Here is a 25,120-nt window from a genome sequence, read left to right as displayed (position 1 = left end):
TGCAAATCATGTCATTTGCACCTGAAAAAACAATCACTTGTCTGTACTAATTATATGAAAAAGAGTATCCTGACGGCCCTTTGCAAATCACTGTCAACATGACCGGAAAACTGTACATCAAAACCTACGGCTGTCAGATGAACGAATACGATTCATCCAAAATGGCCGAAGTGCTGGCGGACTCCCATCAGCTGGTTCCTACCGATATCCCCGAAGAAGCCGACGTGTTGTTGCTTAACACCTGCTCGATTCGTGAAAAAGCCCAGGAAAAAGTCTTCCACCAGCTTGGCCGCTGGAAACGTTGGAAAGACAAACGTCCGGGCCTGGTGATTGGTGTGGGCGGTTGTGTAGCGAGTCAGGAAGGCGAGGCTATCCGCAAGCGTGCGCCGTATGTTGATCTGATTTTCGGGCCGCAAACGCTGCATCGTCTGCCGACCATGCTTGAGGAGGTTAGAAAGACCCACAAGCCCAGCATCGATATTTCCTTCCCTGAAATTGAAAAATTCGACAATTTGCCGGAAGCTCGCGCTGAAGGCCCGACTGCCTATGTTTCGATTATGGAAGGCTGCAGTAAATACTGTACTTTCTGCGTGGTGCCATACACGCGAGGTGAAGAGGTCAGTCGTCCATTGGGTAGCGTGCTGCGTGAAATACGCGCGCTGGCTGCTCAAGGTGTTCGTGAAGTTAACCTGCTGGGGCAGAATGTTAATGCCTATCGCGGTGTGATCGAGGATGACGAAGTTGCCGATTTGGCCTTGCTGATCCACTACGTTGCAGCGATTGATGGTATTGAGCGTATTCGTTTTACCACCTCTCACCCGGTAGAGTTTTCCGATAGCCTGATTCAGGCCTTTGCCGAGGTGCCTGAGCTGGTCAGCCATTTGCATCTGCCCGTGCAGTCTGGTTCTGATCGCATCCTGATGATGATGAAACGTGGCCACACGGTACTGGAATACAAAGACAAAATTCGTCGACTGAAAAAAATTCGTCCCAATTTGAGCATGTCCAGCGACTTTATTATCGGCTTCCCCAATGAGACCGAGGCGGATTTTAATGCGACCATGAAGCTCATCAACGAGATTGAATTTGATCACTCGTTCAGCTTTATCTATAGCGCTCGTCCCGGCACACCTGCGGCGGCATTTGATGATTCTGTTTCCGAAGAAGAAAAGAAACAGCGATTGCAGATCATGCAAGATCGCCTGCGTGAGCTGGAAAATCAGCACAGTCAGGCAATGCTGGGCACCGTGCAGCGTATTCTTGTGGACCGTCCGGCAGTTCGTGGCGATGGCGATATGGCTGGCCGCACCGAGAACAATCGGGTTGTGAACTTTGCTGGCGATGAGTCGCTGATCGGCAAGTTTGTTGATGTCACCATTACCGAAGCACACAGCAACTCCTTGCGAGGAGAATTACTTGCTGATAGCGTTATTTTTTGACCCCCCATAGGTGAACCTTTAGTGAGCCAATCTTCCGCACCACTCGATAGCGTCAGTTTTGAGCTGAGTCCCGCCGATAACCCCCGACTTGCCAACCTTTGCGGCCATCTTGATGAGCATTTGCGCATGATGGAACGAGGCTTTGGCGTTGAAATCAATAACCGTGGCGTCAAGTTTCAGGTCATTGGTCACGCTGAAGTGCTCAATAATGTGCAAACAGTGATTCACGATCTGTATGCCCAGACTTCGCAAAGCATTCTTGCACCGGAACAGGTGCATTTGGCAATTCGCCAACAAGGTGGTGAAGACCATCAACCGGTTGTTGAAGACAAGGATGTGGTCATCAAGACCAAGCGAGGTCTGGTCAAAGCTCGTGGTGAAAACCAGCAGGCTTACCTGCGACGCATCATGACCCACGACATCAATTTTGGTGTGGGACCAGCCGGCACCGGTAAAACCTATCTGGCGGTGGCCTGCGCCGTGGAAGCGCTGGAACGTGATCTTGCCAGACGCATCGTGCTGGTTCGCCCGGCGGTAGAAGCTGGTGAAAGATTGGGCTTTTTGCCCGGCGATCTGGCCCAGAAAGTTGATCCCTATCTGCGTCCGTTATTTGATGCCCTGTATGAAATGCTCGGTTTTGAGCGTGTCGCCAAACTGATCGAACGAAATGTTATTGAAGTAGCACCTCTGGCCTATATGCGTGGCCGAACCCTCAACGAGGCCTTCATTATTCTCGATGAGGCACAAAATACTACGGTCGAGCAGATGAAAATGTTTCTGACGCGTCTGGGTTACAACTCGACTGCGGTAATCACCGGTGATATCACCCAGGTTGATTTACCGGGCTCGCAAAAGTCGGGCTTGCGTCATGCCATTGAGGTGTTGAAAGAGGTTGAAGGCATCGGATTTACCTTTTTCCAGGCCAAGGATGTGGTCAGGCACGCGTTGGTGCAGAAAGTGATTCTCGCCTATGAGAAAGCTGAGCAGAAGTCGTGACCATTACTATCGATCTGCAAATTGCCACCGATCAGTCAGTACCCGCAGCGGCACAATTTCAACAATGGGCTGAGGCTGCATTGGCCGAGCTGGATGAGGATGCCGAGTTAACCATTCGGTTGGTTGATACAGCAGAAAGTGCTGAACTCAACGAAGATTATCGAGGCAAGTCAGGTCCGACCAATGTCTTGTCATTTCCATTTGAATCGCCTGTGCCAATGACACCGGTATTATTAGGCGATCTGGTCATCTGTTCGCAGGTTGTCCTTGACGAGGCCAACACTCAAGGCAAAGCGGCAGAAGATCATTGGGCACACATGGTCGTGCATGGTTGCCTGCATTTGCTGGGCTACGATCATTTGCAAGATGACGAAGCCGAACACATGGAAGCGCTGGAAATCAGTATTTTGCAAAAACTGAAGATCAATAACCCTTATATCGAGCAAGGGCCGGTCAAATGAACGAAGGACGAACGAGTCGCCAGAATCAATTGCAAAACTGGTTCAAGCGACTGAGTAATCTGCTACTGGAACCCAAGGATCAGGAGCAGCTGATTGAGTTGCTTCGCTCGGCATCTGAGCGACATATTCTTGATTCTGAGGCACTGTCTATCGTCGAAGGTGCCCTGAGTGTGTCGCAAATGCAAGCACGCGATATTATGATTCCAAGGTCCCAAGTCGCCATGATTTCCCGCGACGCACCGATGGAAGAGACTTTGCGTCTGGTGACCGAAACCGCACACTCAAGATTTCCGGTCATTGATGATGATCGTGATGATGTCATTGGCATTCTGCTGGCCAAGGATTTGCTGTCAGCCGTAGTCAGTGCCGGCAAGTTTGAATTTGATTTGCGTGAACTGTTACGTCCTGCCGTATTTATTCCTGAAAGCAAACGACTGAATGTGCTGCTGCGTGAATTCAGGGCGCGCCGTAATCATATGGCAATTGTTGTTGATGAGTATGGCGGTGTGGCCGGTATTGTCACTATTGAAAACGTGCTGGAACAAATCGTTGGCGAGATTGAAGATGAGCATGACATTGACGATGATGCACCTATTTTGCAGCGCGATGAGAATACCTACACCATCAAAGCGTTGACCACGGTTGAAGACTTCAACGAGTTTTTTGAAACCGACTGGAGTGATGAAGACTTCGACACCGTCGGTGGATATGTGGTCAATCAGTTTGGTCACTTGCCTGAACGTGGTGAACAGGTGACGATTGGTCGTTATGAGTTTACGGTATTACGTGCCGATAATCGCAGGCTGCACCTGCTGAGAATGGTGGTGTTACCACCGGACGAAAACGAGTTGTTGAACGAGTCTGAATGATGAACAGATTATCGCTGCCTGCATGGACCGGAAAAAAAGGCGCTGTCATAGCGCTGCTGGCGGGAGCGATAATGCCGCTGGCATTTGCGCCATTTTATTGGTATCCCCTGGCTGTTTTGAGTCTGCTTCTGCTATTTGTCAGTTGGCAGCAAACCACCCCCAAACAAGCTTTTTGGCGAGGCTGCCTGTTTGGCCTGGGCATGTTTGGGGTGGGCGTCTCCTGGGTATTTGTCGCCATTCATGAATTTGGTGATGCCAGTGTGCCACTGGCCGTTTTCCTGACCGGTCTGTTTGTGGGCTTTTTGTCGTTGTACACCGGTGCGTTGGGCGCACTGATCCGTCGAGTGAGTTCACAACAGTTTTCCATAAGCGATCTGTTGTTGTTATTGCCTTTTGCCTGGTTGGTGCTGGAATGGTTCAAAGGCTGGTTTTTAACCGGTTTCCCATGGCTGGACATTGGCGTCAGCCAAATTGATGGACCACTGGCAGGTTGGATTCCGGTGATTGGTGTTCTGGGTGTCACCTGGCTGGTGGCATTGACCGCTGCTTTGTTATTGGTCGCTTGGGGAAAACGCCACTGGTGGCCGGCTTTACTGGTGCTGGTCATCTGGCTTGGTGGCTGGGGCATCCAGCAAGTTGACTGGACGCAAGCGACTGACAACTCACTTAAGGCAACCCTCATTCAGGGCAATATTCCCCAGGAAATAAAATGGGACCCAGAGCAATTAATGCGTACGCTGGCACTTTATGAAGTGCGCACACAGGAGCATTGGGACAGTGATCTGGTGGTGTGGCCGGAAAACGCCGTCACAGCGTTTTATCATCAGCTGAAGGATTTTTATTTTCAGCCACTTGCTGAGCAGGCGAGACAACACAATACCGATATATTACTGGGCTTGCCGTTTATGGATTTGGCAACAGAGAACTACTACAACAGCATGATGCTGCTGGGCAACGGCGAGGCCTTTTATCACAAGCAGCACCTGGTGCCTTTTGGTGATTATGTGCCGTTTGAGACCCTGCGTGGCTGATCGCATTCTTTGATCTGCCAATGTCTTCGTTTTCCAAAGGTCGTGCTGATCAACCGCTGATTGAAGCCGCCGGTGAGAAGGTGGCGATTTCAATTTGTTATGAGGACACCTTTACTTCGCAGGTGCGTTCCGGTCTGCCGGAAGCGACCATGCTGGTCAATGCCACCAATAATGCCTGGTACGGTGATTCTTTTGCCCCACATCAGCATCTGCAGATTTCACGAAGTCGCGCGCTGGAAAGTGGACGCCCCATGTTGCGTGTGACCACAAATGGCATTTCGGCCTTTATCGATTTCAAAGGACAACTTGAGCGGCAGACCGCACAATTTGCAGAAGCAACGCTGACTCATGAAGTGCAACCGCGAACCGGCTACACACCCTATATTTTCTGGGGTCGCTGGCCACTGGGTATTTTGACCGTGCTCGGCTTTGGCCTGTGGTGGCACTTCAAGCGTAAGGCCACGTAAGCGATGCAGTTTTTCACCATTCAACGGATTCTCGGCATTTTGCTGACTTTGTTCAGCGTCACCATGCTGCCGCCGTTGCTGGTGGCCTGGATTTATCAGGATGGCGCGGGAGACGCCTTTGCCACGGCATTTGTCTTGTTGCTGTTGATCGGACTCAGCCTATGGCTGCCTGCCCGTAAGCATCGGCGCGAATTGAAAATTCGTGATGGCTTTATTGTGGTGGTGATGTTCTGGATGGCATTGGGACTGGCAGGGTCATTGCCATTTTATTTGTCTGAAGATCCCATGATGAGCTTTACCGATGCGGTGTTTGAGTCGATGTCCGGACTGACAACCACCGGCTCGACGGTATTGACCGGTCTGGACACACTACCGCATGCCATCCTGTTTTATCGACAGTTTTTACAGTGGTTGGGCGGAATGGGTATCGTGGTACTGGCGGTTGCGATCTTGCCACTGCTGGGTGTTGGTGGCATGCAGTTGTATCGCGCCGAAACACCCGGACCGATGAAAGATTCCAAACTAACGCCAAGAATCACCGAGACAGCAAGGCACTCTGGTATATCTATGTGACCTTGACCATTGTCTGTGCAGGCGCTTACTACTGGGCTGGCATGTCAGCCTTTGATGCGATTGGCCACAGCTTCTCAACTGTGGCGATTGGTGGTTTTTCCACGCACGATGCCAGCATGGGCTATTTCGATAGTGCGCTCGTCGAGATGATTGCGGTGACATTCATGTTAATTGCAGCCATGAACTTCTCGTTGCATTTTATCGCCTGGCGAGGCAGAACGCTCAGACATTATTTTGTCGACTCAGAAGTGAGAGTGTTTCTCGGCATTATGCTGCTGGTATCGATTATTACCTTTAGCTATCTGTTATTGACCTCGACCGTGAATGATCACCATCTGGCATTCAGACAAGCCCTGTTTCAAACGGTGTCCATCGGCACAACAGCGGGGTTTGCGACAGCGGAATTTGCCTTGTGGCCGGGCTTTTTGCCGATACTGTTATTGATGGTCAGTTATATCGGTGGTTGTGCTTTTTCAACGGCGGGCGGTATGAAAGTGATTCGCATCATGCTGCTGTTCAAGCAGGGGTATCGTGAAGTCCTTCGCTTGATTCATCCCAATGGCGTTTTTGCCATCAAGATTAACGGCAAGGCCTTGCCACCAAAAGTCGTCGGTGCGGTTTGGGGCTTTTTTGCCTTGTATGTCTTTTCGTTCAGCATCATGCATCTGACATTAATGGCGACCGGCCTTGATGTGGTCACTTCTTTTTCTGCAGTGACTGCAACACTCAACAACCTTGGACCGGGACTTGGCGATGTGGCTGAAAATTTTGGCAGTATCAACAACACAGCCAAATGGGTGCTGTCTTTTGCAATGCTGATGGGCCGGCTGGAAATATTTACCCTGCTGGTGGTGCTAACGCCTGCATTCTGGCGCCGCTAATGCCCGGCAAATGGGATGACAAATATCGTCTGGCCGATGTTGCCATGGCACAGCCGGCCAGGGTGTTGCAGGAAAACAAACATTTGCTGCCAGCCCGGGGCGAAGCCCTGGATCTGGCCTGTGGCCTTGGAGCGAATGCAATTTTGCTGGCTCAACAGGGCTTGCAAGTGCACGCCTGGGATAGCTCTGCAGTGGCACTGGAAAAATTAAGCCAGTGGTCAGCTGACAAACAATTGACCATCAGCACCGAATTGCGAGATGTGGTGCAGCATCCTCCAGTAGCCAATTCTCTGGACGTCATCGTGGTCAGTCACTTTCTTGACAGGTTACTGTGTCCAGCATTGATGACGGCTTTGAGACCGCAGGGGTTGTTGTTCTATCAGACCTGGACACGTAACAAGGTCGCCACTGTGGGGCCTTCAAACCCTGACTATCTGCTCGAAGACAATGAACTTCTGCAAATTTTTCAGGGTCTCAAAATACGGGTGTATCGTGAAGAGTCTTTATCAGGTGATAAAGACAAAGGCTGGCGCAATCAAGCCATGCTGGTGGCCCAGCGCTTGCTGTGATCGGGTTCTGATTGAGTTAAGCAATAATTGGACTTGCTGTTGAGGCTTCATATCAGTAGAATTATGCGGTTCTAAAGCTCAAAACGCGGTTTGGGCCGATTTAATTGGCAACATTTTCTAGACGAGTACAGATATGAAAGCGGATATCCATCCAGAATACAGCGAAATCAATGTTACCTGCAGCTGCGGTAACACATTCAAAACCCGCTCTACACGTGGCACTGACCTCACTCTGGATGTATGCTCAGAGTGTCATCCATTCTATACCGGTAAGCAAAAGGTCCTTGACAGCGCCGGTCGTGTTGATAAATTCCGTCAGAAATACGGAAAATAAATCGTGCGGTGAAATGATCATGAAATGCGTGAATGAACTATGTTCAGCCCGCAGTAAACTCCAAAGCCTCGGTCGTATGGTCGGGGCTTTGTTGTTTCTGGGGCTTTTGACTGCCTGTGCGCAGAACCCGGTCACTGGCGGCCGTGACTTTGTCATGTTGTCGGAAAATCAAGAGCTGGAGATTGGTCGTCAGTATCATCCTCAGCTGGTTGAGCAGTATGGACTTTATCCTGACGAAGCATTGCAGGCATACGTTCAGGAACTGGGAGAACGTCTGGCTGCGGCCAGTCACCGTGATCATCTGGTTTATCGGTTTACCGTGCTTGATAGCCCGGTAATCAACGCATTTGCTTTACCCGGCGGCTACATCTACATCACCCGTGGCTTGATGGCTTATCTGAATTCGGAAGCTGAGCTTGCTGCGGTGCTCGGACATGAAATCGGCCATGTCACCGCAAGACATGGCGTGCGTCAGGCCAGTGCTGCTCAGGCAGCCAACCTTGGATATACCATCGGTGCGATTCTGGTGCCCGAATTGCGTGCCGCACCCTCACAACAACTGTTCAACGTTCTAGGTGGGGCATTGTTAAGTGGTTATGGTCGTGAGCATGAACTGGAAGCGGATCGATTAGGTGCCGAATATCTGGCAAGAACCGGTTATAAGCCGCAGGCGATGATTGATGTTATCGGTGTGCTTAAAGACCAGGCGACATTTGCTGAAGCTGAAGCACAAAAACAAGGTAGAGATTATCAGGGCTACCACGGAATCTTTGCGACTCATCCAGACAATGACACGCGTTTGCAACAAGTAGTGTTGGCTGCCAACCGTTATGCCAATCTCGATAACGCCAGAGTGGGCCGGGAAGACTATCTGCGTCGAATTCAGGGCATGGTGTTTGGTGATAGTGAGGCGCAGGGGATTCGCTCGGGGAATAAATTCTTTCACCGGGATATGCGCTTTGCACTGACATTTCCAGAGAATTGGCACATTGAAAATAACCCTGACAGTTTGATTGCTATTGCCCCCGGCGGTCATGCCGTAATTCAGATGGGAGCCTCGGATCTCAATCGTCGTCAAACGCCGGCTGAGTTCATTGAGGACCGGCTGAAAATAAGCCGTTTACAGGATGGGCAGGTGGTTCGCAGTAACGGCTTGGAAGGCTACACCGGTTTAACCACCATGCAGGGGCGGCAGGTTCGGGTCACGGTCATGTATCTGCGTGACAAGGCCTTTATTTTTGTTGGTGGGGCACGTGAATCCAGACAATTTGTCGAGTTTGACAAGGACGTGTTGGAAACTGCCCGCAGCCTTCAGGAATTGGCGCCCGAGCAATATCATCTGGCTCGGGCACATACCATTGAGGTAGTGACTGTAGGACCAGATGATACTTATGAAAAATGGGCCAGAGAGTCGCCTATCACCAACAGTCCGGAATCACAGTTGCGATTGCTCAACGGCGATTATCCTGATGGACAACTGGTGCCCGGCACATTGGCTAAACGTATTCGTGGCGGTTCAGAATAAATCTATCGCCGGGACGCTATCTTCGTAACTGCCTCGGCTGCTGCCTGAATCACTGCTGAAACCTTGAGGCACACTGGCGCTTTGGAAGGTTTCATAAATAGCATTAGCGGAGCCGGGACGCGCGAGCAAACCGGTGTCCGGATCGATGCGTACGGTGACCATGTCAACAGGTTGCTGCATAGGCCGATCCGGAACACCGCGCAGTGCCACCTCCATAAAGTCAATCCACATCGGCAACGCAGCTCGGCCACCCGTCTCGAGTCTGCCCAGCGTTTGAGGGTTGTCAAAGCCGACCCAGCTGACTGCGGCCAGCTCAGGTGAATGTCCATTAAACCAGGCATCAAACACGTTGTTGGTGGTGCCTGTCTTACCGGCCAGATCGCGACGGTTCAGACTCAATGCACTCCGACCTGTTCCGTGGCGAATGACATCTTCCAGCATACTGTTGATGATGTAGGCATTTTGCGCACTGATGACTCGCTGTGCGGGGCGCAGTCCGGTAAACAGATCGTAATCATCGGGCGGAGTTTGCAGGCAAGTTTCACAGACCGTTGCTGGTTGAGCCTGCATGATCAGCTCTCCACGGCTGTTTTCGATGCGGTGGATGTAGTATGGCTCAATCAAATAACCACCATTGGCAATGGTAGCGTAGGCGACGGCCATGTCCAGAGGTGACGCACTGCCGCTGCCAAGGGCCAGCGAGAGGCTGCGTGGCAGTTGGTGCTCCTGAAAACCAAACCGTTTGGAAAAGTCGACAGCGTAATTAATGCCGATATCACGTAATACCCGGATTGAGACAAGGTTGCGTGAATGGATCAACGCTTCGCGCATCCGGGTGGGACCGAAGAAACGACCACTGTAGTTTTCCGGACGCCAGGTGCTCTCGAGCCCCGGATCATCATAAACCACTGGGGCATCGTTGATGATGCTGGCTGCGGTATAGCCATGTTCCAATGCAGCAGAATAAATGAAAGGTTTGAAACCTGAACCCGGCTGACGGCTTGATTGCGTAGCACGGTTAAAATTGTTGTGGAAAAAGTCAAAGCCTCCCTGGATAGCAGTCACTGCGCCATCATGTGGAGAAACTGCCACCAGTGCAGCTTGAGCATTCGGGATTTGCGCCAGCTGCCATTGATGTTCGGCCTCTTCATTCTCGACCGCAGCAACCATGACAACATCTCCAGGATTGAGTACATCCTGAACTTTCTCCGGTCTTGGACCCATGCTATTGGCGGTTAGGTAGGGTCTAGCCCATGTCATGGTAGAGAAGGGCAGCGTTGCAGCACCATGGCGACGGATGTGAATGGTTGCCTGTTGATCTTCGGTACTCAGCACCAGAGCAGGCTGCATGCCTGCCACGCGGGGGTATTCGGTTAGCGCTTGCTCATAGCCGCTGGCATCGGTGACTTCTGCAAGGTTCACTTTGGCTAGTGGACCGCGATATCCGTGACGCCGGTCATAGGCAATCAGTCCCTTTTGCACCGCGTCCATAGCCGCTTTTTGTTGGTCGGCGCGAATGGTGGTGTAGACATTAAAGCCACCGGTGTAGATTTCTTCGCCGTACTGTTCTATCAGCTGGGCGCGGACAATTTCAGCAGCGTAAGGTGCATAGGCTTCGAGATCTCTACCGTGATAACGTGCAGTAACCGGCTCCTGCATTGCTTCGTTAAATTGCTGTTGATTGATGTAACCGACATCCAGCATTCGACGCAGCACGTAGTCGCGACGGATTTTAGCCCTTTGAGGTGACGTGATTGGGTTGGTGGTTGAAGGTGCCTTTGGCAGCCCGGCAATCATAGCGGATTCAGCCAGTGTCAAATCGCTTAGTGCTTTGCCGTAATAGACTTCTGCCGCTGCGGCGATACCGTAGGCCCGCTGACCCAGGAAAATTTTATTCAGATAAAGCGTTAGGATTTCTTCTTTGCTGAGAATGCGTTCAATCTCAAGAGACAGGAGAATTTCATTGATTTTGCGCAAATAGGTTTTTTCGCGGCTCAAAAAGAAGTTGCGCGCAACCTGCATGGTGATGGTACTGCCACCTTGAGCTTTCTCACCGGTACTGGCCAGGTTAATCGCCGCACGAAGCAAGCCCTGATAGTCGACCCCTGGGTGTTGGAAAAAGCGATCATCTTCTGCTGCGATGAAGGCATTAACGATTTGCTGCGGAATATCTTCAAACTCAACCGGTACGCGACGTTGCTCGCCAAACTCCGCCATCAGCAGGCCCTCTGCGGTGTACAGCCGAAGTGGGGTCTGTAATTCAGTGTCCTTAAGTGTGTTGGCGTCTGGTAGTTTGGGCACTAGCAACAGATAGACCAGAACAACAGTGGTGACAAAAAGTGCGGATAGAAGTACAAAGAGGACAAACAGTCGACGAAGCAGTCGCGCCATGTGTATTAGTTCGCATTTGGGAAAATCAGTTAGGTATATTCTAAGTCATCTGAGCGACCAGTAAAGTAAAAAGTCATTCACAACTTATTGACATCCTGAATAATCTTAATAAACTACTTTAACTAGGCGTGCTAACTTCCAGCAAAATGCAAATCAACGGGAATTGAGGCAACAGATGTTTGGACCTAAACGAACTCCCCTGCTCGGGATCGATATTAGCTCCTCAGTAGTCAAATTACTTGAGCTGAGCAAGAAGGGTGACAAGTTCACTGTGGAGTCCTATGCAGTCGAACCTCTGCCAGTGAATGCCGTTGTGGAAAGTCGAATCGAAAACAAAAATGAGGTGGCTGGCGCAATAAAGCGTGCCATCAAACGCTCCGGAACAAAAACCAAAGAAGCCGCGGTAGCGGTTTCAGCCAACTCCGCCATCACCAAAACCGTCTCCTTCCCGGCGTCACTGTCTGAACGCGAACTAGAAGAAAACGTCATCCTCGAAGCACAAAACTACATCCCTTACCCCCTGGAAGAAGTTCGGCTGGATTTTGAAGTACTCGGCACCTCGGCCGCTGACCCAAATGCGGTGGATGTGTTACTTGCGGCATCGCGTCGTGAGAATGTTGATGCCCGGACGGATGTGCTCGAAGAAGCAGGTCTCAAGCCAAAATTGGTTGATGTTGAGGCGTATACCATCGAAAACGCTTTTGAATTGATTGCGATGCAATTGCCGCAGATGGGACAGGGCCTGACGGTAGCCGTGGCTGATGTTGGGGCAACATTGACCACGCTTTATGTTTTGGTCAACGGCAAGATTGTATTTACCCGAGAACAGACGTTCGGCGGCAGAATGCTCACTGAGGATATTGAGCGTTATTATGGTATGTCCTATCAGGAAGCAGGCAGGGCGAAGAAAGATAACAGCTTGCCAGATGATTATGGTCCCAAAGTGCTGGAGCCGTTCAAGCGTTCCATGGCAATGACGGTGACCCGGGCATTGCAATTCTTTTTCTCGGCCTCAACGCAATACCAGACGATCGACCATATCATTCTTGCCGGTGGTTGTGCGTCAATTACCGGTGTCGATAAGATACTCGAACAGGAAACAGGCACCAGCACTTCAGTGGCGAATCCCTTTGCCGATATGGTGATCAGTCCCCGAGTAAAAGTGCAGGCGCTGAGTAACGATGCCCCATCGATGCTAATCGCCGCGGGACTGGCAATGAGGAGCTTTGACTGATGGCACATATCAACCTTCTCCCCTGGCGTGAAGAGCGTCGTGAACAACGGCAACGAGAGTTTTTTATTGCGCTTGGTGTTGCAGTTGCTGTTGCCATTACCTGCCTATATGTCGCCTATTCGGTTGTGGATAGCGCGATTAATCAACAAACTCAACGTAACTCCTTCCTGCAGACTGAAATTGCCAAACTGGATCACAAAATCAGGGAAATTTCCCAGCTGGAACGATCGCGTGACCGCCTGATCGCCCGCATGCAGGTGATTCAGGAGTTACAGGAAAGCCGCCCCAAAGTGGTTAAAGTTTTTGATGCCTTGCCACGCAGTATTCCCGAGGGTATTCACCTTGAAACAATCGCTCGCCAGGGTGCTCGCTTGGTACTTGATGGCGTAGCACAATCAAACGCTCGGGTTTCGGTATTGATGCGAGAGCTGGAAGCCAACAGCGAGTTTGATGAACCCAGGTTACGCGTTATTCAACGAACGGCGACACGGGATGATGCTATCCGGCGTTTCACACTGGAAGTTGCTGAAACCAAAGCCTCAGATGAGGGAGATATCTGATGGATTTGTCTGCGATCAATGAACTGGATTTTAACGAAAGTGGTGAGTGGCCAACACCCATTAAGATCGTTGCCTTGCTTTTGGTGGTGCTGGTGGTATTTGGTGCCGGTTATTACTTCATTATCAAGGATCAGCAAGCTCGGCTCAGCCAGCTGGAAGCTCAGGAGCAACAACTTCGCACTGAATTTGAAACCAAGAGCGGCATGGCGGTCAATCTGGATGCCTATAAAGAGCAGATGAAGGAAATGGAAATTGCTTTTGCCTCGATGTTGCAGCAGCTGCCTAGCCGGAGTGAGGTGGCTGATTTACTAACTGACATTTCCCGAACCGGCATTAACAATGGCCTGGAGTTTGAACTGTTCAGACCGGAATCAGAGCGCACAATTGATTTTTATGTCGAACTGCCCATTTCAATGCGTGTCACAGGCACCTATCATCAATTTGCCAGTTTCATGAGCGATGTTGCGGCGTTGCCGCGAATTGTCACAATGCATGACTTGAGAATGGGACCGCTGGGTAGTGACGGGAAAATGAGTATGGATATCACAGCAAAAACCTATCGCTACCAAGATGAGTCATCGAGGTAAGCAGAATGCGTTTAAAAAATAATCAAACACACAAACTGCTTGCACCCTCGGCCGTCGTTGCAATCGCTACCCTGATGCTGTCGGCGTGTGGTGAACCTCCCAAGGAGGATTTGGCGGCTTATGCTGAACGCGTTCAGGCTCAACATCAGCCTGATATTCCACCAATTCCTTCAATGCAAACCTTTGAGAAATTCAATTACGCCGCCTTCAATCTTCGCGATCCCTTTGTTCCAACAGTGATTGACGTTCCGGTTGAAGAAGAGGAACCGGAATTATTTGATTCCGGGGTACAACCTGACAGTAATCGTCGCAAAGAAGCGCTCGAGGCCTATGATCTGAGAGATCTCCAGTTTACTGGGACGATTGAACAGGAGCGGATTTGGGGACTGGTGAGAACGCCGGATGGTGTGATTCATCGGGTTCAAACTGGAAACTACCTGGGTACCAACCACGGAAAAATTTTGGCAATCACCGATACCGCCTTGCAACTTCTGGAAATTGTGCCAGAAGGTGGCGGCTACATTGAGCGGGAAACAGCTCTATCGGTCATAGAAGTCAGGTAAAGCTTATGAAAAACATGACTATCAGAAATGGAATCATCATGGACAAACAGACCCTAGAGCGCGCCATACAAGGATCGTCAGCGCGGCAAAAGCTTCTACTGACCGCCCTCAGTGTCGTCACCTTTATACTGATGATGCTCGTCAGTTGGGGAGCCCAAGCCGTTGACCTGGAGTCAGTGGATTATCAGGCCACCTCGAGCAGCAAGTCGAAGTTGATACTCAATTTTTCCGGAACAGCACCTGAGCCGAACACTTTCTCCATGGATGACCCCGCGCGCATCGTGCTTGATTTTGCTGGTGTTAAAAACAAGCTGGATGACAAAAACCAGCAGATCAACGTCGGATTGACTAGAAGCATAGCCACCGTCGAAGCAGGCGAGAGAACACGGATGGTCATCAATATGGCAAGACCAGTGCCATACACCGTCGATGTCTCTGGTAACACCGTGGTTGTCATGCTTGAGACCGGCTCGGCCACCGCAAGTACCTCAACTGCACCGAGTCGAGTTGCAGCTGCGACGGGTCGTTCAGTCACCGATATTGATTTTCGTCGCGGTGAAATGGGCGAAGCCAGAGTGTTGATCCATCTGAGCGATGATGGCGCTGCGGTAGATATTCGCCGTCAGCGTGACAACGAAGTGGTGGTCGATCTGGTTGGCGTCAGCTTGCCAGAGAAATTGCAGCGTCGTCTGGATGTGATTGATTTTGCTACCCCGGTTCACTTTATTCAAAGCACTGCCGAGGGCAACAACACCCGAATGCTTTTGACCACTTCCGGTGAATTTGAGCACCTGGCATATCAGTCAGACAAATTGCTGGTGGTCGAGGTCAAGCCTGTGGTTGAAACGGACACAGACGGCGTTGCCATGCCTGGCATGGGCTCAGACCAGGGCTATACTGGTGAAAAGCTGTCGCTGAACTTTCAGAACATAGAAGTTCGCGCCGTATTGCAGTTACTGGCTGATTTTACGGGTATGAATCTGGTGACCAGTGATACCGTGCAGGGAAATCTGACACTGCGTTTACGTAATGTGCCCTGGGATCAGGCACTGGATATCATTCTAAAAACCAAAGGACTGGATAAACGCATCAACGGTAACGTCATGCTGGTTGCGCCCGCGGCTGAAATTGCAGCTCGGGAAAAGCAAGAGCTTGAAGCGCGCAGACAGCTGGTTGAACTGGAGCCACTTTTTTCAGACTTTATTGAAATCAACTTTGCCAAAGCGAGCGAAATCGCTGGCATTTTACGGTCTGATTCACAGCAATCAGGGGCTTCTAGCCGGATGGGTTTTCTATCAGAGCGTGGCTCTGTGACAGTCGATGAGCGGACAAACTCTTTGCTGATTCGAGACACTTCAGCTCAGTTGTCAGATATCAGAAGGTTGATTGAAAGGCTCGATATTCCAGTCCGTCAGGTGTTGATTGAGTCAAGAATCGTTATCGCCAATAACGACTTTACCCGTGAACTGGGTGTTCGATTCGGCGCCTCCGCGCGAAGCAGAACCTTGGGTGCCGGTACTGATGGTAGTTTGCGTGGCATGCAGGTTGATGGTGGCAATCGTAACCTGATTAACCCGAGCCGTGGTGCCGGGACTCAGTTGGGCGCCACCGACAATCTGAACGTCAATTTACCGGTGACCAATCCAGCAGGTCAGGTGGCCTTGGCGCTGGCCAAATTACCACTGGGCATGATTCTGGAGCTGGAATTATCAGCCATGCAGGAAGAGGGTAAAGGCGAAATTATTTCCAGTCCTCGCGTGATCACTTCCAATCAGAAGCAGGCAACCATTGAGCAGGGTACAGAGATTCCTTATCAGGAAGCCTCATCCAGCGGTGCAACCTCTGTTTCATTCAAGGAAGCCACACTCAAGCTGGATGTCACCCCACAAATCACGCCGGATGATCGCATTGTGATGGATCTGGAAGTCAATAAAGACGAAGTGGGTGAGATATTCCTCGGTGTGCCAAGCATTGATACACGTAGCGTCAAGACGCAAGTATTAGTCGATAATGGCGAAACAGTGGTGCTAGGGGGCATCTACGAACAAATTTCCACGACCAACAGTCAACGAGTTCCATTTTTTGGTGACCTGCCTTATGTCGGCTTCATGTTCAGAAATAATCTGAACGAAGATCGCCGCCGTGAACTGCTGGTGTTTGTCACACCAAAAATCATCAAAGAAGGCATGGATTTCTGAAAATTGGTATGCTTTGACACCAAAAGCCGGGTCTAGTGGCCCGGCTTTTGTCGTTTACAGAATACGAGTCAGTTGTGCAGCAGATTTCAGGTAATATAATTCTCGTGGGGCCAATGGGGGCAGGCAAGTCGACGATTGGTCGACAGCTTGCCAAAGCGCTTGGTCGCAAGTTTTATGACAGCGATCGGGAGATTGAAAAACGAACCGGCGTCTCGATTTCCTGGATTTTCGAAATGGAAGGTGAGGCAGGTTTTCGCGAGCGTGAGCAGCGGATTATTGAAGAGCTGACAGAGCTCAACAATATCGTGCTGGCAACAGGCGGTGGAGCGGTGCTTGCTGAAGAAAACCGACGGACGCTGAGAAAAAATGGCGTCGTTGTCTATCTGTCAGCCTCACTTGACCAGCTATATCGACGCACGGCAAAAGACAAAAAACGTCCATTGCTGCAGACCGGTGATCGTAAACAAAAGATAAGGGATCTGATAAACCAGCGTGATCCCCTCTATCGTGAAGTGGCCGATATTGTGCTGAAAACCGGCGATCAATCGGTTCAGCAAACGGTCAACGATGTGTTGCAGCAACTGAAAAAAACCGGGAAATAAGTCATTACCATGAAAACTTTACAGGTAGCACTGGGCAAGCGTAGTTATCCCATTTATATCGGACAGGGCATTCTTGAAAACAGCGAGTTGTATGCTGCACATATTCGCGGCAAAGAAGTGCTGATTGTCACTAACGAGACCATCGCTCCGCTGTATCTGCAAGCGCTTGAAAACGCGCTGTCAGATCAATACCGGGTAGAGTCCGTGATTTTGCCTGATGGTGAACAGTACAAAACACTGTCAGTGATGAATCGCATCTTTGATCGTCTGCTGGAGCTCAAATTCTCCAGACAGGTGACTCTCATTGCGCTTGGCGGCGGTGTTATCGGTGATATGACCGGCTTTGCTGCTGCCTGTTATCAGCGAGGTGTACCTTTTATTCAGGTGCCAACCACCTTGTTGTCACAGGTAGACTCATCAGTCGGTGGTAAAACAGCCGTGAACCACGAGCTGGGCAAAAACATGATTGGTGCTTTTTATCAGCCGCAATGTGTGATCGCTGACACGGCAACGCTGGCGACATTGGAAGCCCGACAGCTGTCATCCGGCATAGCTGAAGTTATTAAATACGGTCTTATCAATGATGCAGAGTTCTTTGACTGGCTGGAACAACATCTTCCAGCGCTCAAGGCGCTGGATCCCGAAGCACTCGCTTCCGCGATTGCACGTTCTTGTCAGGACAAGGCGGCGATCGTGGCTGATGATGAACATGAACGAGGGGTCAGAGCTTTACTGAATCTGGGCCATACATTTGGTCATGCGATTGAAACCGGTACGGGATATGGCAACTGGTTGCATGGTGAAGCGATCGCCGTTGGCATGTTGATGGCGGCTGATTTATCTCAACGTTTGGGCTGGTTGCCGACCGAGACAGTGGAACGGATACGTGCAATTTTACAAGCTGCAGCCTTACCTGTTGAAGCACCGTCTGAGATGACAGAACAACAATTTATGGACTTAATGGCGGTTGATAAGAAGGTACAGGAAGGTGTAATCCGGCTGATTTTGCTCAGAGGTATCGGTCAGGCGGTGATCAGTGATGATTATGAAGCCGCTCAATTAAGCGCCACCCTTCAGGCATTTATTCGTTAAGAGATTTTGCTATGGAAGATTTGACCGCCGCACCTTCAGCTGAGCCGGCCTATCTTTCAAGGCTGGCTCTGCACTCGATCCCATTTGGCGTTACTTTGCCCGCCAATGGCTTTTACAAAAGTCCGATTATTGAGCAAAGACTCAATCTGGTGTTGCACCTTATCAGAGCCAGCGACAAGATTTCTCTGATACAAGCGCCAGAAGGGCATGGTAAATCAGTGTTTCTGGACGAACTGGAACGACGTTTTGGTGAGGACATTCGTTGTTGCCGAATCAAGGGTTCACGTTCACTAAATCTACAGACATTTTCAACAGCCGCACTGAACGCGTTGGGTGTCGACAGTCGTGCTCCTGATGTGCTGGCTGATCCTCAGCACAGTTTGAAGCAACATTTGACCAGAATCCGTCAGCTCGGCATCACCTCTGTGCTCATGGTGGATGATATAGAGCAATTGGCTGAGCCAGTGATGCAAATCCTGACTGTCTGGCTGGGCTGGCAGCATGAAGGTCAGTACTTACTGCAAGCGGTGATGGCATGTCAGGAACGAGTGAAGTTTTCTGACCGGCTGCAGGAACGTTTACAGGCACTCGATCTGCCCTTACTGGTTCAAGATGAACTGTCCGATTATTTGATGTGTCGGTTGCAGGCATCAGGCTACAGCGGCGAATTGCCGTTTAATCAACAACAACTCAAGCGCTTTTACCGGTTGTCCTCAGGGCATCCGACAAAACTTAATCAACTGGCACATCAGCAGTTGTTGGGGCATGGCAAGGCAATGTCTTTGCGCCTGCCCCAGCTGCCACGATTGCCCGGCTTGAACTTTAAATTACCTTTTAATAGTCGTTGGCTCTGGTCGATACCTGTTTTGGTCGCCTTAACCGGTCTGTTAGCTAATCAACAGAAGATTAATAGCTGGCTGCAACAGGGCATGAGTGATGAACCGATGGCAGAAGTTGAAATCATCAGTGCTGATGATCTGCAAACCGTCATTGTTGATGAACCCGAACTGCCTCAAGCCGATGTTTTAGAGCGTGAAACTTTTCTGCAATTATTATCAGAGCTGGACGAGCAAGTTGAGTCGCCAGCCGTCAATGTTGAATCAGCAGAGCTTGATTTGATTGATGAACTTCCAGCCGCTGCGCCAGCTGAGTCCGAGTCAGAATTGGAAGCCGCAGAAATAGAGACAGCAGAATTGTCGATGGTTGATGCAACTGAAGCTGATGTTGAGCCGGTGCCAGCAGTCACCACTCCGGTGCGTGCTTCTGACAAAATACACCAGCAGGACTGGATTCTACGCCAGCGTGGCACCAGTTATACCTTCCAGTTGATGGGGTCATGGGAACTGGATGAAGTGGATGCCTTTATTGAGAAGTATGAATTGAAAGGCGATGTAGCGGTGTTTGCCTCAATTCGAAATGACCGTATCTGGTATGCACTCATTTATGGTGTCTATCCCGGCAGGCAGCAGGCGATGACTGCCAATACCAACTGGCCTGCGCCTTTGAATACTGTGCCGACCTGGTTACGGAGGATAGACAGTGTTCAGGAGCAGATCAAAACCCGTGGGCCACAATCTTAAGCAGTGCTTCGGCGGATTGATGTTGACTGCTGAATACCGTCCTCATCATCAGCTCTCCGTTGATACTCACCTCAGAAAAGCTCTGTTCCGGTAATGGCTGGAAACTATCGGGACTGAAGCAGACAATCCCGGTTTTGCCGTTTAATACCCGCCAACCGGTCAATTTACTTAGCTGATTGGCAAACACATCGGCTTGTTCAAGGCGATTTTTGATCTGTGCAGCTATCCGTGCCTGACCATAGTATTGCCAGCTTAGCCACAGCGGCATAAACAACTCCGCACCATTGGAACCGGGGAGTCGCATTTGTGGTGGCCTATGCAGATAATCGGTTGCAAAATCAATAATGCCCGGATCATGCTGATAGAACAGTAAACCGCAGGGCCGGGGTTGTTGCAGTGCTTTGTGCGGATCAATGCAGATTGAATCTGCTTTACCGATTTGCCCCAACAAGTTTTTTCGATCTTCATCAAAAGCCAGCGCGCCGCCCCAGGCGGCATCAATGTGTAACCACGCTGCATAGTGTTCAGCCAGTTCAATTAAGGCGTTGATATCATCAATAGCACCGGCACGCGTTGTTCCGGCATTGGCGATAATTGCCAGTGGTGGCTTGGCTTCACAACATTGTTGCATACGCTCAATCTGCATTTGCTCCTGACTGTCCACAGGCACCAGTTCAAGTTTGAGACTCAGTAATTCGCAGGCCTTGTGAAGGGAGTAATGGCATGCGCTGCTGGCATAGACGGTCTGGCGTTCAGGATGTTGTTGTCTGGCCCACCACAAAGCCTCGAGATTGGCATATCCTGCACCGTGGGTAAAATGACCATGCGGTTGCTCAAAAACCAGCGATAAATCAGCCAGCAGTGCCTCGCGAGTCTGCATCAGATGTGGGTATAGCTCTGCTGACAGCAAATTACCGTGATGCAGTCCTGCCAGCAGCTTGCCCAGCAGCGCGATATTATCAACTGTTGGCGTCATATGACTGGCCCAATCAGACTGCTGATGCTGTTGAGCTTCGACCAGCAAGGGCGATATTTTTTCCATTAACGCTGCGGGCAATTGTTGCGCCAGCAATTGTTGCATGGTTTCAGTTAAATCCGGCTTACTGTTCATTGCTAGGAACGTGGATGAGATGAGTAGATCGACTGATCACGAAATGAGATGTCCATGCAGAGGAAACAAAGCGGGCTGTTGTTCGAAAAACCAGTGCACTTCGACAGGGGCGGTCTGATAGAGCGAGGGAAAACAGGCATCAATGCCCCCAGACTCACTCAATAATTGAATATTGCTGCTATTGGCTTCGATGCTTTTTATCAGCGCCAATCTGCTGGCCGAAAGCTGCTGTGCCAGCCATAAAGCCAAGCTGTCAGCAGTCATCTGCCAGTGTCTGGGAATGTCTTCAAAGTCCATCATGCTGCTGTCAGGAAGCCAGATATGCAGCCCTGCTTCAGGTCGCTGGCTTGCAGGGTAGTGAAAACTGTTTGCCTGACTGCTCAATGCAAGCAGCATCAAGCCAAACTGTTTCATTGCCAATAAGGCCATGTGGTGTGCCGTCTCATCATCGAAGCCATGGTTTTGCTGGGCAACTCTGACGGTGTCGGCAAAAGGGCCACCGCCCGGGACAATGATGATGGGTGTTTCTAGCGAGGCTTGCTGTAATGTCTGCAACCATGCGTAAAGTCTGGGACTGGTGAACAGGCTGCCTCCCAGTTTGACAATATGCATCAGTCGCTATGCCTTGCGGAAAGATTCGACAACCTGACACATTGCCGCTGCCTTGTCATCCACTTCACGGTACTCAGCGTCAACTTCAGAGTCAGCGACAATGCCGCCACCGGCCCAGAAACGCAAGCGCTGCTGATTATAGATCATCGTGCGGATGGCAATATTACTGTCCATTTTTCCATCGACACTGACATAAGCAATGCTGCCGCAGTATACACCACGCCGGTGTGGCTCCAGTTCTTCGATAATTTCCATTGCCCGAAGTTTGGGGGCACCGGTAATTGAGCCGCCGGGAAAACAAGCGCGTAGCAAACTGACCGCGTCTTGTTGTTCTGCCAGTTCTCCGGTCACGGTACTGACCAGATGATGGACGGTGGCAAAGGATTCCAAGGCAAAAGGTTTTGGTACCTTGATGGAACCGGGCCGACAGACTTTGCCAAGATCATTTCTAAGCAAATCAACAATCATCAGGTTTTCAGCACGATCCTTGAGACTGCTTTGCAAGGCGGTAGCCAGGGCCATATCTCTGACGGGGTCCTGGCGATCTCTTGGCCGGGTGCCTTTGATCGGTTTGGTTTCTACCTGTTTGCCATTCAATTTGAGCAGTCGCTCGGGTGATGAGCTCATCACACAGACTTCGGGAGTTTGCAAAAATGCAGAAAATGGTGCGGCATTGCGTTGCCGCAGGGCTTTATAGGCTAGCCAGCCATCCCCATCGGCTTCAATTTCGTAGCGTTTTGTCAGGTTAACCTGGTAGCAATCACCTTCGACAATATAGTGTTTGATGCGATCAAAAGCCTGTTGATACTTTTGCTGATCCAGATTGCAGGCCAGCGGTCCTGTCACTGTAAATTCGGCTGGTTCGGATGATGTTTCTTGTGGATCGGCCTTCAAACGTTGCACAAGCTCAGGCCAGAAGGTTTCAGTCTTGGGATCTTGTGCATGACTGACCAGCCAACATTTTTCAAGCTGATGATCGTTGACAATGGCCCAATCGTAAATACCGACCGCCAGATCAGCGATGTTTTCCGCATTTTGTGCACTATTTGGCAGCTGTTCGATACAGCGACCCAGGTCATAACTGAAATAACCAATGGCACCGCCGGAAAATGGCAGTTCACAAGGGGCTTGTTTGAGAGGTGATAACACCGCTTGAAGTGCTTCAAAGGGATCGGCGTCGTATTGCTGAACCGTGTCTGCGCGTTGCCAAAGATGTACCTGACGCTGATAGCATTGCAGCGTGATAAACGGGTCGGCTGCAATGATATCGTAGCGACCGTTTTCACCTTCTGTACCGGCGCTGTCGAGTAATACCGGCCAGGGCAGGTCTCGCACCTTTTCAAACAGTGGGGTGCAGTCAGCGTGATAGGGAAGCTCTGTCAGCAATGCGGGGTGTATGGTCATCCGGCTATTTTACGCGATTTGGGTGAATTGCTGCTGTGCTAACAAAGCAAGTGCTGCGGCTGGCGCAAAATCAGCGGCGGCTTTGTGGTTGTCATATAGCATTGCCAGATCCAGATAAGGGCGTTGCAGACGATCGGCCAGTTGCTGCGCGATGAATCGACCAATGCCAGCACCGATTACTGGACTTTGTGGGTCTAATGAAGGGTGCGCTGATAATACCTGTAAACTGGCATGTGTGATTTTCTCCAACTGCTTTTCAGCAAACCAGCGTGCCAATAGCTGCCATTGAGCAGAGCTGCCATGGTCAGCATCAGTCCCCAGCAAACGGGCAAGTCTTTGTTCACAAGCGGCAGGATACCATGGCATGCCATCGGCACTGCGGTCAGATATCTGATCGGAATCCAGGAAGTTCAGCAGGCACCAACAGTCGCCAGTGGTGGCAAACATTTCGGCGGCCAGTGATATCCAGCGGCCCTCAAACGGTGCCTGTTCGGTCAGGGCTATCAAAGGTGTTCTGATGGCACCGGTATAGGCAAGCTCGCCAAGTTGCTGACGTTGATAATCATCATAGCCCTGTGGTTGGGGAAGGCCATTTTGCAGTGGGACCACATCGGTAGTGGTACTGCCGATATCAACTAACAGACCTTCATTGACCGAGGCTGCTGTGAAGCTGGCTGTGGCCAACCAGTTCATTGATGCCACCGCCTGCCATTGAACGCGAGTCTGATCAACACTCAACCAGCCCTCACGACTGTAGATGCTGAGTTTGTCGGTTGAGATGTACTCGATCAGGCAGTTGAGAATTTCCGAGACACCCGTTTGGCGGTTAGCAAAAACGTCCACCAGTTCACCGGTCATAGTGACAAAATGACGATCATTGGCATTGGCAAGTGAGTCAAAAGCAGTTCTCAGGGCACGACGCAGCTGATCTACGCCTTGCCAGAGCGGGCAGGGCAGCTCAATAGCACTAATCACTCGGCCTTTGTTGTCACACCGGGCCACTTTCAGATGTGCGCCGCCAATATCCCAGCCTGAGTAGCAGACCGCTGGAGCCGTTGTCATGATGTTTTTCCTGATAATTGAGACACTGTTGAGACAAGATAATCGGCCATATTGCTGCCTTTGGCCGCTGATAATCCTGCATAGGCAGTGGTTAGCCGGGGATTGATTTCAATCACTACCGGCTGTTGTGGCTGAAGGATAACATCAACACCCACAAAACCCTGAAGTCCTGGGATGGCCTGGATCAAATCTCGAGACAATGCCATTGCCTGCTTGATTGGCAGTTGTGTCTCCGGAACACTGTTCACCGCCACGCCTGATAGAGTCAGTTGCTGATTCTCGATGATCATGTGTTGGTGATTGATGCTCAAAAGCTCGAAGCTATCCAAGTCATTGACGTAAAGACTGATACTGATGGCATCGCCTTCAATAAAGGGTTGCACGATGGTTTTCTGGTGTTGTTGTAATGGCAATTGACCGAGATAGTCTCGTGTTTGAGCGCTTGTTTCAAATTGCATGGTGTCAAGACAGCCGGCACCATCGAAGGGTTTCACCACCCAGCGATTGGATATTTCCGCTTGTTTGAGCCAATCCGAGGCCAGCCAGGTTTCGGGAGTTGATATGTTGGCAGCCCGCAATGTTAAGGCGGTTTTCATTTTATCACTGCAAATTTCGATGGCAGCGAGACTGCTACCCAGGGCGATTTTGCCTGCATCACGTACCTGTTGATGCAGAGTCAATAGCTGCCCATCGGTCTCCGGGGCAATCAATAAAAATAGCTCAAAGTCATTGAGGGCTCGTTGCCATTGACGGGAAAAGTCCTGATCGCTTTTGACGGCAAGACAATCCAGTCCAGCAAGATTCAGTGTGGGTAGTCGATGGTCACGCAGCGTTGTCAGTGAGGTGTGTCCAGTGGCCAGCAAATCCTGCACAATGCTTTGCAGCATGACATCGCCTTCATGCGCCAGGCTTTGTGGCAGTGGTTCGTCAATTAACGCGCCACTGGTAATGTGTTCGTAGATGAAGAGTTTCATGAGGT

Annotated in this window: 23 protein-coding genes and 1 pseudogene; 18 read left to right on the top strand and 6 right to left on the bottom strand. The window is 50.6% G+C overall.

Annotated elements, in window-relative coordinates; genetic code table 11:
• Positions 1–98: 98 nt before the first annotated feature.
• The 10 genes and pseudogenes from miaB (at position 99) to MPL1_RS02160 (ending at position 9,145) form a co-directional block, all read left to right on the top strand.
• Positions 99–1,439 (top strand): tRNA (N6-isopentenyl adenosine(37)-C2)-methylthiotransferase MiaB, encoded by a 1,341-nt coding sequence (miaB, locus tag MPL1_RS02195; RefSeq protein WP_040576790.1) that lies wholly within the window; start codon positions 99–101, stop codon positions 1,437–1,439.
• Positions 1,440–1,460: 21 nt separating this feature from the next.
• Positions 1,461–2,435 (top strand): PhoH family protein, encoded by a 975-nt coding sequence (locus MPL1_RS02190; protein ID WP_009725493.1) that lies wholly within the window; start codon positions 1,461–1,463, stop codon positions 2,433–2,435.
• Complete coding sequence (ybeY, locus tag MPL1_RS02185) at positions 2,432–2,896, top strand: rRNA maturation RNase YbeY (RefSeq protein ID WP_009725492.1); 465 nt, start codon at positions 2,432–2,434, stop codon at positions 2,894–2,896. Before MPL1_RS02190 ends, ybeY begins: the two co-directional genes overlap by 4 nt.
• Positions 2,893–3,765: an HlyC/CorC family transporter gene (locus MPL1_RS02180; protein WP_009725491.1), complete on the top strand. Its 873-nt coding sequence runs from the start codon at positions 2,893–2,895 to the stop codon at positions 3,763–3,765. The genes ybeY and MPL1_RS02180 overlap by 4 nt, the downstream gene beginning before the upstream one ends.
• A complete protein-coding gene (gene lnt, locus MPL1_RS02175) occupies positions 3,762–4,796 on the top strand; it encodes an apolipoprotein N-acyltransferase (protein WP_268743743.1) in 1,035 nt (344 codons plus the stop codon). Before MPL1_RS02180 ends, lnt begins: the two co-directional genes overlap by 4 nt.
• Positions 4,797–4,816: 20 nt before the next feature.
• Positions 4,817–5,263 (top strand): apolipoprotein N-acyltransferase, encoded by a 447-nt coding sequence (locus MPL1_RS14240; protein WP_268743742.1) that lies wholly within the window; start codon positions 4,817–4,819, stop codon positions 5,261–5,263.
• Positions 5,264–5,266: 3 nt separating this feature from the next.
• A pseudogene (locus MPL1_RS02170) lies at positions 5,267–6,717 on the top strand (TrkH family potassium uptake protein).
• The gene (locus tag MPL1_RS02165) at positions 6,717–7,286 is read left to right on the top strand and encodes a class I SAM-dependent methyltransferase (protein ID WP_009725490.1); all 570 of its coding nucleotides are present in this window, start codon (positions 6,717–6,719) and stop codon (positions 7,284–7,286) included. The pseudogene MPL1_RS02170 and the gene MPL1_RS02165 overlap by 1 nt, the downstream one beginning before the upstream one ends.
• A 133-nt stretch (positions 7,287–7,419) precedes the next feature.
• A complete protein-coding gene (gene rpmE / locus MPL1_RS13375; RefSeq protein WP_009725489.1) occupies positions 7,420–7,620 on the top strand; it encodes a 50S ribosomal protein L31 in 201 nt (66 codons plus the stop codon).
• Between the two features lie 19 nt (positions 7,621–7,639).
• Positions 7,640–9,145, top strand: a complete 1,506-nt coding sequence (locus tag MPL1_RS02160) for a M48 family metalloprotease (RefSeq protein ID WP_152417549.1) — start codon at positions 7,640–7,642, stop codon at positions 9,143–9,145.
• Here the strand turns inward: MPL1_RS02160 and MPL1_RS02155 are convergent.
• Entirely contained in the window at positions 9,137–11,536 is a 2,400-nt protein-coding gene (locus MPL1_RS02155) for a penicillin-binding protein 1A (RefSeq protein WP_009725487.1), read from the bottom strand. The genes MPL1_RS02160 and MPL1_RS02155 overlap by 9 nt on opposite strands.
• A 175-nt stretch (positions 11,537–11,711) precedes the next feature.
• Here MPL1_RS02155 and MPL1_RS02150 point away from each other — a divergent pair, with 175 nt between their 5' ends.
• The 8 genes from MPL1_RS02150 to MPL1_RS02115 all read left to right on the top strand — a co-directional run bounded on the left by MPL1_RS02150 (position 11,712) and on the right by MPL1_RS02115 (position 19,952).
• Positions 11,712–12,770, top strand: a complete 1,059-nt coding sequence (locus tag MPL1_RS02150; RefSeq protein ID WP_009725486.1) for a pilus assembly protein PilM — start codon at positions 11,712–11,714, stop codon at positions 12,768–12,770.
• Positions 12,770–13,330: a PilN domain-containing protein gene (locus tag MPL1_RS02145; RefSeq protein ID WP_009725485.1), complete on the top strand. Its 561-nt coding sequence runs from the start codon at positions 12,770–12,772 to the stop codon at positions 13,328–13,330. Before MPL1_RS02150 ends, MPL1_RS02145 begins: the two co-directional genes overlap by 1 nt.
• Positions 13,330–13,917, top strand: a complete 588-nt coding sequence (locus MPL1_RS02140; RefSeq protein WP_009725484.1) for a type IV pilus inner membrane component PilO — start codon at positions 13,330–13,332, stop codon at positions 13,915–13,917. The genes MPL1_RS02145 and MPL1_RS02140 overlap by 1 nt, the downstream gene beginning before the upstream one ends.
• 5 nt (positions 13,918–13,922) lie before the next feature.
• Positions 13,923–14,480, top strand: coding sequence for a pilus assembly protein PilP (locus MPL1_RS02135; protein WP_009725483.1), 558 nt, complete (start codon positions 13,923–13,925; stop codon positions 14,478–14,480).
• 38 nt (positions 14,481–14,518) lie between these two features.
• Positions 14,519–16,678 carry a type IV pilus secretin PilQ gene (pilQ, locus tag MPL1_RS02130; protein ID WP_152417548.1) on the top strand — a complete coding sequence of 720 codons (2,160 nt, stop codon included), beginning with the start codon at positions 14,519–14,521 and terminating at the stop codon, positions 16,676–16,678.
• Positions 16,679–16,791: 113 nt separating this feature from the next.
• On the top strand, positions 16,792–17,280 hold the full coding sequence (aroK, locus tag MPL1_RS02125) for a shikimate kinase AroK (protein ID WP_009725481.1): 489 nt from the start codon (positions 16,792–16,794) through the stop codon (positions 17,278–17,280).
• Positions 17,281–17,289: 9 nt separating this feature from the next.
• Positions 17,290–18,372, top strand: coding sequence for a 3-dehydroquinate synthase (gene aroB / locus MPL1_RS02120; protein WP_009725480.1), 1,083 nt, complete (start codon positions 17,290–17,292; stop codon positions 18,370–18,372).
• Between the two features lie 11 nt (positions 18,373–18,383).
• Entirely contained in the window at positions 18,384–19,952 is a 1,569-nt protein-coding gene (locus MPL1_RS02115) for an SPOR domain-containing protein (RefSeq protein ID WP_009725479.1), read from the top strand.
• Here the strand turns inward: MPL1_RS02115 and MPL1_RS02110 are convergent.
• The 5 genes from MPL1_RS02110 to MPL1_RS02090 are packed head-to-tail and all read right to left on the bottom strand — an operon-like array spanning position 19,927 to position 25,115.
• Positions 19,927–21,063 carry a pyridoxal phosphate-dependent decarboxylase family protein gene (locus tag MPL1_RS02110; RefSeq protein WP_051056970.1) on the bottom strand — a complete coding sequence of 379 codons (1,137 nt, stop codon included), beginning with the start codon at positions 21,061–21,063 and terminating at the stop codon, positions 19,927–19,929. The genes MPL1_RS02115 and MPL1_RS02110 overlap by 26 nt on opposite strands.
• 36 nt (positions 21,064–21,099) lie before the next feature.
• Entirely contained in the window at positions 21,100–21,675 is a 576-nt protein-coding gene (locus tag MPL1_RS02105; RefSeq protein ID WP_009725477.1) for an amino acid kinase family protein, read from the bottom strand.
• 6 nt (positions 21,676–21,681) lie between these two features.
• On the bottom strand, positions 21,682–23,079 hold the full coding sequence (gene pabB, locus MPL1_RS02100; protein ID WP_009725476.1) for an aminodeoxychorismate synthase component I: 1,398 nt from the start codon (positions 23,077–23,079) through the stop codon (positions 21,682–21,684).
• Positions 23,080–23,088: 9 nt separating this feature from the next.
• The gene (locus MPL1_RS02095) at positions 23,089–24,141 is read right to left on the bottom strand and encodes a hydantoinase/oxoprolinase family protein (protein WP_009725475.1); all 1,053 of its coding nucleotides are present in this window, start codon (positions 24,139–24,141) and stop codon (positions 23,089–23,091) included.
• Complete coding sequence (locus MPL1_RS02090) at positions 24,138–25,115, bottom strand: ATP-grasp domain-containing protein (RefSeq protein WP_009725474.1); 978 nt, start codon at positions 25,113–25,115, stop codon at positions 24,138–24,140. Before MPL1_RS02090 ends, MPL1_RS02095 begins: the two co-directional genes overlap by 4 nt.
• Positions 25,116–25,120 lie beyond the last annotated feature (5 nt).

Source organism: Methylophaga lonarensis MPL, assembly GCF_000349205.1.
In the GTDB taxonomy this organism is placed as follows: Bacteria; Pseudomonadota; Gammaproteobacteria; order Nitrosococcales; family Methylophagaceae; genus Methylophaga; species Methylophaga lonarensis.
This window is presented reverse-complemented; position numbering and strand designations above follow the sequence as displayed.